Here is a 12073-nt window from a genome sequence, read left to right as displayed (position 1 = left end):
TTACAACCCTCTTTCCTTAATCCACGCTCTTACCTTAATTCCGGGTTCAATTACACTGACACCCGAGATAATGATTTGGTCGCCATCGTTAAGCCCGGCTAACACTTGATTTTTGTCATTCATCTCAATTGCGGCTTTGGACACAATGCCTTGCTCATCGACACGCCAAACGTATGTTTTGCCGTTCTCTTCTAGCAACGCGGAGTTAGGAATCTTTGTCGCTCCTGCACTTTTGGACAGGAGGTAAGCATTGCCAGACATTCCCGGCAAAAGGCCTATTTCTGCTGGTCGCTCCATGACCATCGTAACTTTGTAACTGCCCGTTTTAGGGTCGGCTTCAGTATCGATTTCCTGAAAGGTTAAGTCAAAGGCTTGCTCGGGGAACGCATCAAATATCATTCTGGCAGAGACATCGCTCCCCTGCGTGTAACGATTTAGAAGATAGTCTGGGATTTGGAATATCACTTTGAGGAGTTGGTTGGACTGAATATTCATCACCCCTTCTTTCGCGGCAACATATTCATGGTTTTCTGCTGGAATGTACGAAATGGTGCCATCATATGGCGCGACAAGTTTGGTATATCTTAAGTTTGCCTTTGCTTGATTCCATTGAGCTTTTGCCGAGTTGTGGTTCGCTTTTGCCTCATCAAAATCTTGCTCAGATACTACTTGGTCTTTACGTAGCTTTTGGTATCGCTTGTATTGCACATCTGCGAGCAAAAAATTTGCCCGAGCTTGCTGTTCGAGCAGAGAATATTCATCTGGGTTTAATGACGCCAAAACATCACCTTTACTGACGACTTGACCTTCATTCACTTCTATCGTTTGAAGAAGCCCTGGAACTCGAAATGTCAGTACTGCTCTATCGCCAGCTTCCGTCGTGGCAGGAAAATGTCGCTCAAACTGGGCATTGCCAACAGATACTGTAAATAGCTTCGCAGGACGCGATTCAGGTTCAGGAACAGGAGGAAGTTCTTTGCCGCACCCCGACAAGACAGCCGAGATGGCAATAGGAATGAGCAATTTTCTCATTACATTCATCCATAAAAATTGGGGGATTATTTTTAAAGTAGATGAATTTTGAACGAACTTCCAGAGCAGAAAAGATTAATAGTGCTTTAAAATTAGTAATTTGTGATAAAAAAGCAGGCTTTATGCCTGCTTCAGTTAAATCTTCTTTGGATACAAAATGCCTAGAGCTTACTGAATTCTCTGTTCACCCTATATGTATCAGACGTAACATAAGCTTCCATGTTACGAATTTTGCCATCAAGACGGTCAAAATCCCTTTCCAACACACTGAGCAGTTGATCAGGGCTTTGCCCTTTCTGCCAAGGCTTACTTTTGAGCGTATGCTCTTGCTGAGCTCTGATATTTTCAGAATACGTTACTGGTTGCTTTTCTAACATAAACGCCATCGCGATGTACGCTAACAATACCAAAAACGTACCACCTAACAGCGCTGCAGAAATCACTACAATACGAATCAACCAAACTTCTGCACCAAAGTAGTTGGCAATTCCGGCGCAAACACCGGAGATTTTGCCATTTACTGGATCACGATACAGTTCTCGATTATTCATACTTTCGTCTCCATGTTGGTGACTCAGCATCCAAGATGCGCTCCAATGTATCAACTCGGGACTGCATCGCTTCCGCTTTTTCAGATAGTACCTGAAGGCGCTCTAAATCTTGGCTCGACAGTGCACTATCTGTTTTGCGTTTGCTGCGATAGTGTAAGAAGAGCCATAGTGGAGCGACAAAGATTAAAAAGACAATCACTGGTCCTGCTATAAAAAATGCCGACATAAATGGCTCCTTTCTTATTTATCTTTCGATGACATCTGTTCTTTCAGTTTTGCCAACTCTTTTTCAATTTCGTCTTGTGCCTGCAACTCTGCAAACTCTTGTTCTAGCGATTTAGCATTACCAGTTTGAGCATACAGGTCTGCTTCCGCTTCCATTTCATCCACTTTACGTGAGTACTGCTCAAATTTCGCCATCGCTTCATTAGTACGGCTAGTGTGCAGGTGTTTTTGCACATCACGACGGTTAGATGCAGTTTGGTTACGAATTGCTAGTGCTTGCTGTTTTGCGCGCGTTTCAGCAATTTTGCTTTCCAACTTACCAATCTCGCCAGTAAGCTTATCGATCGTTTCTTCCACTAAGGTTTGCTCAGTGTGGAGGCCCTTAATCACTTGCTCTAGCTTTTGCTTTTCAATTAACGCTGCACGAGCTAGATCTTCACGCTCTTTAACTAATGCTAAGCTCGCTTTTTGGCCCCATTCGCCAATTTGCTCTTCTAACGTTTCAACCTTACGAGCCAACTCTTTCTTGTCTGCAATCGCTTTAGCCGAGTTAGTACGCACTTCAACAAGTGTGTCTTCCATTTCTTGAATGATAAGACGGATCATTTTTTCAGGATCTTCCGCCTTGTCCAGTAATGCACTGATGTTTGAGTTAACGATATCTGCAAATCGAGAAAAAATACCCATAACGGAACTCCTCTTTTTTCCTATTAAAACTCGACAAGGTGGTGATTAACCTTGTGTCTCCCTGAATATATAACAAGTAACGTGCCAACTTATAATTTTCTTTTAAATCAGATTGTTATTCATTTTGTTGTCGTTACACACTATTGTGCTATGATGTTTTTCACCAACTGTTGGTGAAATTTACCAACTCTATCTCTAAATCATGGCTCGGCTGTTAAATAAGAAGGACTTTATGAAGCAAAACCTGATTGGTGAATCACCTGCTTTTCTCGCTGTACTAGATAAAGTATCACAACTTGCACCCATTGAGCGCCCTGTCCTCATCATTGGTGAACGAGGTACGGGTAAAGAACTCATCGCTCAGCGTTTGCATTATTTATCAAGACGTTGGGATAAACCACTACTATCACTCAACTGTGCGACATTAAGCGAAGGGCTAATAGATTCCGAATTGTTTGGACATGAATCCGGCTCCTTCACGGGCTCTAAAGGTAAACATAAAGGGCGTTTCGAGCGTGCCGAGGGCGGTACTTTGTTTCTTGACGAACTGGCAACCGCACCACTTTTAGTTCAAGAAAAGCTATTACGTGTCATTGAATATGGTGAATATGAGCGAGTTGGCGGTCATACCGCTCTCAATGCGGATGTTCGACTTGTTTGTGCAACCAATGCCGACCTACCAAAATTGGCAGAGCAAGGTGATTTTCGTGCAGATCTGCTCGACAGGCTAGCCTTCGATGTCATTATGTTGCCGCCTCTTCGCGAGCGCAAAGAAGACATTCTCTCTTTAGCAGAGCACTACGCGATGAAAATGTGTCGTGAACTGCAACTGGAATACTTTGTCGGTTTTACCCCAAAAGCGCAGCAGTCGCTTATTGAATATGAATGGCCCGGTAACGTCCGCGAACTAAAAAACGTGATTGAACGTGCGATTTACCAACATGGTCTGAATGCTCACCCAATTGATGAACTGGTTTTCAATCCCTTTGAAACGGTTTGGCACAGCGCGCTTGGCCATAGTGCAAAACAAGCAGAACAACAAGAAGAGGAAGCATCAAGCAACACCATCCAATTCCCTCTAGACTATAAACAATGGCAAGAGGAACAAGATATCCATTTACTCAATCGTGCATTGGAAGAAGCCAAGTTTAATCAACGACAAGCAGCCGAGCTACTTGGCTTGAGCTATCACCAATTACGAGGGATGGTTAGAAAATATGGTTTGGTCGGACAAAGCTAACTTGACCGAGAGTACTCAATCAATACACGAGCTCGTGACTGCGCTCTAATTCGCATGCATTTATGGCATAACACCTTACAGTGTATGGATTTTATGTTTGGAGCGAGTTCACAAAGGTGATAAATTAGCGAGATCATTTTCGCTTGTTAGCTTTGAAAGAGTAAGATCAAACGAAACGAGCAAGATCCAATGAACATTTCATATTATGAATGCTTTTATAAGATTATCGCTGAGCCTTATTGGGATTAGCCTACTGACCGCTTGTGGCGATGAAATTGACCACAATGATATTCGCAAAGCTGGCTTTGTGTTTTGCGGACAAGGTAAGCCGACCACGTTTAACCCTCAGCTTATTGATAGCGGTATTACCGCAGAGGCTCTGAGCCCGCAGCTGTACGATACGCTGCTCACGCTCGATCCTAAATCACATCAGCCCGTGGCAAGCATCGCCGAGAGTTGGTCAGTAAATGAATCAGGGACGGAATACACGTTTAAGCTTAAACGTGGTGTTCAATTCCAAACCACGCCTTGGTTCGCACCCACTCGCCCATTGAATGCAAAAGACGTGGTATTTAGCTTCAAGCGAATCATCGATGTAGACCATCCTTTTCACCAAGTAGGTGGTGGTTTTTATCCATGGTTTGCAGGGTTAGATTTTCAAAACCTACTCCAAGACGTGGTTGCAATAGATGAGCATACGGTAAGGTTTACGTTATCTCAGCCAAACTTTTCTTTCTTGGCCAATATTGCCACCAGTCATGCGGTTATCTTGTCTGCGGAGTACGGACAGCAATTGGCAGCAAAAGATCATAAAGAAGAAATCGACCAACTTCCTATCGGTACCGGCCCTTATCAATTAAAAGAGTACCAAGTGAACGATTTGATTCGATTAGAGCGTCATTCTAATTACTGGAAGTCACCAGCAAAAATGGAACAAGTGGTGTTCGATATATCTCACAGAGGCACGGGTACATTAGCTAAACTTTTAAGAAACGAGTGTGACGTACTCTCTTCACCTATTTCGAGCCAAATACCTGTCATTCAAGAAAATGACAACCTTGAGCTGACGGCTACACCAGCTAACAACGTTTCCTTTATTGCGATAAACACAGAAACCACCGCGCTGAGTGATGCTCGAGTTCGCCAAGCACTTAACTTAGCGATCAACCGTCAAAATATTTTAGATTCGGTTTACTACGGAACTGGCTCCCAAGCTTATACCTTGCTACCACCTAATTCATGGGCTTATCAAAAAGACAGTGTAAAAATTCGTTATGACCGGAATTATGCATTGGCACTACTTCGAGATGCAGGCTACGAAGACGGCCTAGAATTGACCATGTGGGTACCACTTGAACCACGTGCTTTTAACCCAAGCCCTCGCAAGACCGCGGAGCTAATCCAAGCGAATTTTGCCGATATTGGGGTTAAATTAACGCTACTTACCGATGATAGGTTTGAACGTGTGGATTTGGAGAACATCAACGATATCGATTTACTTTTAACAGGTTGGATTGGTGATACCGGGGATCCTGACAACTTTTTCCGCCCTTTACTATCTTGCGAATCTGACCGCGTTGGCCTTAACGTGTCCATGTGGTGTAACGATGACTTCGATTTCTTGCTCGATTTGGCGTTAGAAACTCAAGAACCGCGTTACCGTTTGAACCTATATCGCCAAGCACAGAACATTTTGAATCAAGAGTTCCCGGTTATTCCTCTGGCGCATGGCGTGCAGTTCCGTGTGCACGACAAATCGCTGACAGGCTTCAAATCAAGCCCTTTCAATGCCCAACCGTTTGATAGAGTTGAGAGAATTCACTGATGTTTTGGTATACCGTTCGACGCTTTAACCTATTTATCATCACTTTGATGATCCTTACATTAGTGGGTTTTTCTCTGCTTCGCCTTGACCCTCTCTCGCACTGGGCAAACGTTGATTTTTGGTCTGGTTGGCAAACTTACTTAATCAACCTTTCTCAGCTTGATTTTGGCATAAGTAAAAACGGCAACGCGATTTATGACGAGCTCGCCGTCGTATTCCCTGCCACTTTGGAACTGTGCTTTTTTGCCTTTTTGGTGTCCCTTTTGATCGGTATTCCACTTGGAACCGTGGCTGGGATGAAGCAAGGTAAATGGCTCGACACCAGCATTTCATTCATGTCGATGTCTGGTTATTCCGCCCCAATTTTTTGGGTGGCTTTGTTACTTATCATGGTTTTTTCATTAGAGTACCAACTCTTTCCCGTGGCAGGACGATATGACCTGCTTTACGAAATTGATCATGTAACCGGATTTGCCATTATCGACGCATTCATGGCGAAAGGTGAATACCGCGCTCACGCACTGCAAAGCGTCATTGAGCATATGGTGCTGCCATGTTTGGTGCTTGCTTTGGCTCCAACCACCCAGGTTGTCGGACTAATGCGCTCCTCGGTAGCGGAAGTGATGAGCCAAAACTACATCCGTGCAGCGAGAATCAAAGGTCTTTCGAACCGCGAAATCGTAACTCAACATGTATTGCGGAATGCGATACCGCCTATCATTCCCAAAGTTGGTGTTCAACTTTCGAGTATGATTACCTTAGCTATCATCACGGAGTCTATTTTTAACTGGCCAGGTATTGGTCGTTGGCTTTTAGATGCGCTAGCAAGCCAAGACTATGCATCTATCCAAGCTGGCGTGATGGTACTTGCGACTTTGGTTCTTACCGCTAACATACTCTCGGATTTGATTGGCGCGATGATTAACCCTTTAGTTCGAAAGGAATGGTATGCTAACAAATAACGTTTATCAGGAAGAGCGCATTCCAACACAGTTTGAGCGTTTTTGGCGAAGCTACCGCGCCAACGGACTAGCCATGTTTGGCTTGTGGTGCTTGGTGTTTATCGTCCTTATTACCATTTTTGCCCCCCTACTTGCACCATTTGACGCCCAAGCACAGTCAGGTGAGTTGCTTGTGCCGCCATCATGGGCTCCAGCAGGAACGGTTGATTACTTTTTGGGGACCGATGACTTAGGTAGAGATATTCTTTCGCGCCTGATTATGGGCTCTCAGCTGACATTTGGCGCTGCTGTCGCCATCACCGCAATTGCTGCCGTTGTAGGCTGTTTAATTGGCGTATTGGCAGGTATGACGAAAGGCTTACTGTCGAGTACTCTCAACCACTTGCTCGATACCGTCATGTCGATCCCGTCGCTCTTATTAGCAATCATTTTTGTGGCATTTCTAGGCTTTGGTGGGTTCAATATTTTACTCGCAATCTGCTTGGCTTTGATTCCGCGTTTTATTCGCTCCGTTTATATCGCAGTCCACACCGAAGTTGAAAAAGACTACATAATGGCAGCACGCCTTGATGGCGCTAATGATTTCTACTTACTGTGGAGTTCAATTCTTCCTAACATTCTGACGGTCATTGCCGCTGAAATCACACTCGCGCTCTCTGCTGCGATTTTAGATATTACGGCACTGGGTTTTCTTGGCCTAGGCGCACAGGCACCAAGCACCGAGTGGGGAGCAATATTAGGTGACTCTGTCGAGCTTATTTATATTGCACCTTGGACAGTGACCCTACCCGGCCTGACCATCATGTTTACTGTTATTACCCTAAACTTAGTAGGTGAAGGTGTACGTCAAGCGCTTAATGCGGGGATCGAATAATGCCGTTGTTAGATATTCGACATTTGACCATTGAGATCGAAACACCTCAAGGGTTGGTCAAAGCCGTTGACCGAATGAGCCTAACTTTGAACGAAGGCGAAATTCGTGGTCTTGTAGGTGAGTCTGGTTCAGGGAAAAGCTTAGTTGCAAAAGCGATTGTCGGGGTAAGTAAAGATAACTGGCGCATCACCGCAGACCGTATGCGCCTTGGCAATATTGACTTGCTTCAGCTTACACCAAAAGAGCGTCGGCGCGTCATTGCTCGTGATATTGCGATGATTTTCCAAGAGCCTTCAACTTGTCTTGACCCTTCAGAGGAAGTCGGGCGTCAATTGATTGAATCCATTCCATCTCGCGCATTTGAAGGGAAATGGTGGGAGCGATTTAAATGGCGTAAAAAACAGGCCATCGCGCTTTTGCATAAAGTGGGTATTAAAGATCACAAGCGTTTAATGGGTAGCTACCCTTATGAACTGACTGATGGTGAGTGTCAAAAAGTCATGATTGCCATGGCGATAGCGACCAAACCAAAGTTGCTGATCGCAGATGAGCCAACCAACGACTTAGACCCAATTACTCAATCGCAAATTTTGCGTCTGTTGAGCCGCATGAACCAACTTAATAACACAACCATTTTGCTTATCGGCCACGACTTAGCGACCATAACACAGTGGGCAGGACGTATTACGGTAATGTATTGTGGTCAGTCGGTGGAGTCTGCCGATACCAGTAAAATCATTGCGGCACCCAAGCACCCGTACACCGATGCCTTGCTTAAAGCGATGCCTGACTTTAATGATTGGGTACCACACAAGCAAAAACTCCAATCCCTACCGGGCTCGATTCCGCCATTGCAGCATCTGCCTATCGGTTGTCGCCTCGGACCACGTTGCCCATATGCGCAGAAACAATGTGTAGAAATTCCACACACCAGACGAATTAAGAATCATAAATTTAACTGCCACTTTCCATTGAACACGGAGAAAAAGTCATGAGTGCGTTACTTGAAGTCGATAATTTATCGAAGCAATTTGTTACGCGCTCCCGTCTGTTCAAACGTCAGGTTAATGAGGCAGTTAAACCGGTAAGCTTTACTTTAGAGCCAGGACAAACTATTGGTTTTATTGGTCAAAACGGGTCAGGAAAATCCACACTAGCTCGTATGCTTGCTGGCGTTGTTGAACCAAGCTCCGGAGAGATCCGTGTGAATGGCGAACGATTGGAGCACAAAGATTACGCGACACGCTGCAAGCTCATCCGCATGATTTTCCAAGATCCAAACACATCGTTAAACCCACGTATCCAGATTGGTCGTATTTTAGAAGGTCCGCTAAAGCGAAATACCAACATGCCGCCAGATGCGCGCATGCAGCGTGTAAAGAACACCTTGCTCCGCGTAGGATTGCTGCCTGAGCACGCCTATTTTTATCCACAAATGCTAGCTGCCGGTCAAAAACAGCGCGTATGTTTGGCTCGTGCACTTATTCTTCAACCTTCCATCATTGTCGCTGATGAGGCGTTAAACGGTTTGGATATGGCAATGCGCTCGCAGATCATTAACTTATTCCTCGAGTTGCAAGAAGAGATGGGATTGTCATTTGTGTACGTGTCTCAGCATATTGGCATTGTTAAGCATATTACTGATAAAGTGATGGTGATGCATGAAGGTGAAGTGGTCGAGTTTGGCGAGACCAACCAAGTACTGACTCATCCCGAGCATCCTATTACTCAACGATTAGTCGAAAGCCACTTTTATAAAGCGCCAAGCCATCAAACAAAATAGCTTATCAAAGATGTAATCGTGCAAATGTAAAGAAGCCTGCTTTAACGCAGGCTTCTTTATTGCATGGGTACTAATCAAAAAACTAACAGCGGCTCGCTTGTTTGCGCAGTTCAAAATCAAACTCGTCAGGAAACAATACGACCCCTTCTTCATTTTGATTTGGGAATACAACAATCGATAGCTCGTCATCCTCTAGACCAGAGGTCCAACGGCTGTGCCACTTGTTTAGAGAGATCGCTTCTGGCTCGCAATCTTCCCAATCACCATTCGCCCATTGCAAAGCGAACTCTTCGTTTGGCCATACTGGTACACAATCATCATCTTCTGTATTTAACATGACACAGCCATGTTCGTCTTTCAGAATCCAAACCTTACGATTCGCCACAATCTCTTTTACGCAGTACTTTAAACGTTGCTCTTCGTTGTAGCGATTAATGGTATCCATCTGCTCTTGGGTCAGTTGCTCAGACATATTCGTCTCCTATTTCCCATAGAAAAATGCCCGCAGCTAGGCGGGCATTTAAAGTATATGCTAGAAAATTAAGCTAGCTCAGTTTGAAGCCAAGGCCAACCTTGCTTCTTACGGCTTAGCGTGTTTTCCATCATTAGCATGCCGTCTTTTTCGTGCTTAACAAGCTTCTCAGCCCACTCACCTTTGTATAGAAGACGAGTTTGAGCAGTCGTGATGTCTGTTAGCATTACAGCAGCGAACGCTAGGTTATCTTTCTCACAACGAGATTCTAGGTCTGCTTCTAGTGCTTCGATCATACCGTCAACTTGCTCAAGAGTTGCAAGTTCAACTTGACCAACCACTACGTCACGACCGTTGAATGGGTAACCTTTAAGGTCTTTCTCAACAAGCTCAGCCGCTGATAGACCTTCGATGTTTGTTTTAGCAATTAGAAGATCTTTAGTGAACGCGTCAACATCTTGTACGTCTGCGATTGCCGCTAGTTCAGCAACGGCATCTTTGTCTTTTTGTGTACAAGTTGGAGAAGCAAAACCTACTGTGTCAGATAGAATTGCTGACATCATTAGCTTAGCAATTTGTGGAGTAATCGCGTGACCTTCAATCTTGAACATGTTGAATAGAACAGTGTTGGTACAACCAACAGGCCAGATCCATGCTTCCATTGGGTTTACTGTCATCACGTCACCTAGACGGTGGTGGTCAACAATACCCGCAATTTCAGCTTCTGCGATATCGTCTGGTGCTTGTGCTAGATCTGAGTAATCTACTAGCCAAACGGTCTCACCCGCAACTGATGTGCGAAGCTCAGGAACTTCAGCGCCAGCAACTTCTAGGATGTGCTGAGTTTCACGGTTGATTTCGCCTTGGCGAATTGGCATAGCTTCAACGCCACGCGCTTTTAGAAGTTCAGTTGCAACGAGTGCACTACAAATACTGTCACTGTCTGGGTTCTTATGACCTACAACTAGAATCATGTTTCTTCCTATTCAAGTCAATTTTATACGCCGCCTAATACAGTTAATTAGGGCGTGTTTGCTCACAAAGGCCGATACTTTACCTGATTTCAGAGAGTTTGACACGAAGAAAAGTTCACAATGCTATTGCGAATAAATCTCATTTACATATAATGATAATTATTCCTATTTGCATTTGAGTAAACGATGAACGCGACCCAATTTTTACACTCTGCACAACAGTTGTTTCAGCCTACTCAGTTTCGTTTAGCTTATAAGCGATTGCTGATCCCTATCGTCATGCTCATTTTGCTAGGCAATGAAAATACACGTGACGTAGCCGTACAGACGCTATCCGACTCATTCTGGGCAGTGTCATGCTATGTTGCTGCCACATTGGCTATTTATCATTATCTTTCAAACTTTATGTCGAAAACCAATCGAATTACCGAGCTATATCATCGCTCGCGTAATCATCAGGTTTTCTTTGCTTCTTTGTTGGGTGCTTTGCCTGGCTGTGGTGGCGCTATTGTTGTGACAACGCAATTTATTAGTGGCCGAGTGGGATTTGGTGCGATTGTCGCGGTACTTACTTCAACAATGGGTGACGCTGCCTTTTTACTTCTTGCCGCCAAGCCAAGTGTTGGATTAGGCGTGGTTGGATTAGGCATTATCGTGGGTACTCTTTCAGGGTTAGTCGTTAATGCTTTTCATGCTGATAACTTTCTGCGACCAGAACCAAAAGAAGCACCTCAGACACATGCTTGTTGCCAACACCAGACAGACCGACACACACCCCTTGAACAACGTGCAATCAATCTACAAGGCGCCTTTTGGAAATGGCTTATTGTGCCTGCTAGTGTCGTTGCTGTGTTAATGTCTTTCCAAATAGATATTAATCAGTTGCTATCTTTGAAAGCCAACACCATTGAATGGCTGGGCGCTATCTTCGCGGTGATCACAATGTCGTTGTGGGCTATGACAAAAGAGCTCGGCGATTATCAGTCAACGGTCTCTGAAGATGAAAAAATTGTGGACTCGCATCCAATTCAAAAAGCGGCTCAAGACACAAACTTCGTCAGTGCTTGGGTGATCGTCGCTTTTCTGGCGTTTGAACTGACGACCTATTTTTCTGGAATCGACCTCGTAGAAACCTTTTCTCATTGGGGGATATGGATGCCATTAGCTGGCTTAGCCATTGGTATGCTACCTGGTTGTGGTCCGCAAATTTTAGTCACTAGCCTGTACATCTCTGGTGCAGCGCCACTTTCGGCGCAATTGGCAAATGCGATTTCCAATGATGGTGACGCCCTATTCCCCGCCATTGCTATGGCACCGAAAGCTGCTTTGGTCGCGACAATTTATTCGTCCATTCCTGCGTTTATTGTTGGATACGGGTATTACTTTTTATTCGAGTTCTAACGCCCAGAGCATCAAAACGAGAAAGGAGCCGCAGTAGGCTCCTTTCT

13 protein-coding genes are annotated in these 12073 nt (G+C 44.7%); 7 read left to right on the top strand and 6 right to left on the bottom strand.

Features of this window, described 5'->3' with window-relative positions:
• The 4 genes from R7Z10_RS09010 to pspA form a co-directional block, all read right to left on the bottom strand.
• Entirely contained in the window at positions 1 to 1032 is a 1032-nt protein-coding gene (locus tag R7Z10_RS09010) for an efflux RND transporter periplasmic adaptor subunit (RefSeq protein ID WP_053307438.1), read from the bottom strand.
• Positions 1033 to 1193: 161 nt separating this feature from the next.
• Positions 1194 to 1583: an envelope stress response membrane protein PspC gene (gene pspC / locus R7Z10_RS09005; protein WP_025766867.1), complete on the bottom strand. Its 390-nt coding sequence runs from the start codon at positions 1581 to 1583 to the stop codon at positions 1194 to 1196.
• Positions 1576 to 1809, bottom strand: a complete 234-nt coding sequence (gene pspB, locus R7Z10_RS09000) for an envelope stress response membrane protein PspB (protein ID WP_005378117.1) — start codon at positions 1807 to 1809, stop codon at positions 1576 to 1578. The genes pspC and pspB overlap by 8 nt, the downstream gene beginning before the upstream one ends.
• A 14-nt stretch (positions 1810 to 1823) precedes the next feature.
• Positions 1824 to 2495, bottom strand: coding sequence for a phage shock protein PspA (pspA, locus tag R7Z10_RS08995; RefSeq protein WP_005378119.1), 672 nt, complete (start codon positions 2493 to 2495; stop codon positions 1824 to 1826).
• 232 nt (positions 2496 to 2727) lie between these two features.
• Here pspA and pspF point away from each other — a divergent pair, with 232 nt between their 5' ends.
• The 6 genes from pspF to R7Z10_RS08965 all read left to right on the top strand — a co-directional run bounded on the left by pspF (position 2728) and on the right by R7Z10_RS08965 (position 9179).
• Complete coding sequence (pspF, locus tag R7Z10_RS08990; RefSeq protein WP_017820869.1) at positions 2728 to 3735, top strand: phage shock protein operon transcriptional activator; 1008 nt, start codon at positions 2728 to 2730, stop codon at positions 3733 to 3735.
• 205 nt (positions 3736 to 3940) lie between these two features.
• Positions 3941 to 5560: an ABC transporter substrate-binding protein SapA gene (sapA, locus tag R7Z10_RS08985; protein WP_005378121.1), complete on the top strand. Its 1620-nt coding sequence runs from the start codon at positions 3941 to 3943 to the stop codon at positions 5558 to 5560.
• On the top strand, positions 5560 to 6522 hold the full coding sequence (locus R7Z10_RS08980; protein WP_005378122.1) for an ABC transporter permease subunit: 963 nt from the start codon (positions 5560 to 5562) through the stop codon (positions 6520 to 6522). The genes sapA and R7Z10_RS08980 overlap by 1 nt, the downstream gene beginning before the upstream one ends.
• Positions 6509 to 7396, top strand: coding sequence for an ABC transporter permease subunit (locus tag R7Z10_RS08975; RefSeq protein ID WP_005378123.1), 888 nt, complete (start codon positions 6509 to 6511; stop codon positions 7394 to 7396). The genes R7Z10_RS08980 and R7Z10_RS08975 overlap by 14 nt, the downstream gene beginning before the upstream one ends.
• A complete protein-coding gene (locus R7Z10_RS08970) occupies positions 7396 to 8391 on the top strand; it encodes an oligopeptide/dipeptide ABC transporter ATP-binding protein (RefSeq protein WP_005378126.1) in 996 nt (331 codons plus the stop codon). The genes R7Z10_RS08975 and R7Z10_RS08970 overlap by 1 nt, the downstream gene beginning before the upstream one ends.
• Positions 8388 to 9179, top strand: a complete 792-nt coding sequence (locus tag R7Z10_RS08965; protein WP_005393308.1) for an ATP-binding cassette domain-containing protein — start codon at positions 8388 to 8390, stop codon at positions 9177 to 9179. Before R7Z10_RS08970 ends, R7Z10_RS08965 begins: the two co-directional genes overlap by 4 nt.
• A gap of 82 nt (positions 9180 to 9261) precedes the next feature.
• Here R7Z10_RS08965 and R7Z10_RS08960 read toward each other — a convergent pair whose 3' ends face one another.
• Both R7Z10_RS08960 and R7Z10_RS08955 read right to left on the bottom strand, forming a co-directional pair.
• Entirely contained in the window at positions 9262 to 9651 is a 390-nt protein-coding gene (locus R7Z10_RS08960) for a DUF2750 domain-containing protein (RefSeq protein ID WP_182039741.1), read from the bottom strand.
• A 68-nt stretch (positions 9652 to 9719) separates the two neighbouring features.
• Entirely contained in the window at positions 9720 to 10625 is a 906-nt protein-coding gene (locus R7Z10_RS08955) for a manganese-dependent inorganic pyrophosphatase (RefSeq protein WP_017634678.1), read from the bottom strand.
• Positions 10626 to 10811: 186 nt separating this feature from the next.
• Between R7Z10_RS08955 and R7Z10_RS08950 the strand changes: the two genes are divergently transcribed.
• A complete protein-coding gene (locus R7Z10_RS08950) occupies positions 10812 to 12026 on the top strand; it encodes a putative manganese transporter (RefSeq protein WP_085569590.1) in 1215 nt (404 codons plus the stop codon).
• Positions 12027 to 12073: the final 47 nt, after the last annotated feature.

The sequence above is a fragment of the Vibrio sp. Vb1018 genome, assembly GCF_033338775.1.
In the GTDB taxonomy this organism is placed as follows: domain Bacteria; phylum Pseudomonadota; class Gammaproteobacteria; order Enterobacterales; family Vibrionaceae; genus Vibrio; species Vibrio alginolyticus.
Note: the sequence above shows the minus strand (reverse complement) of the source record. Positions and strands in the feature narration are given on the sequence as shown.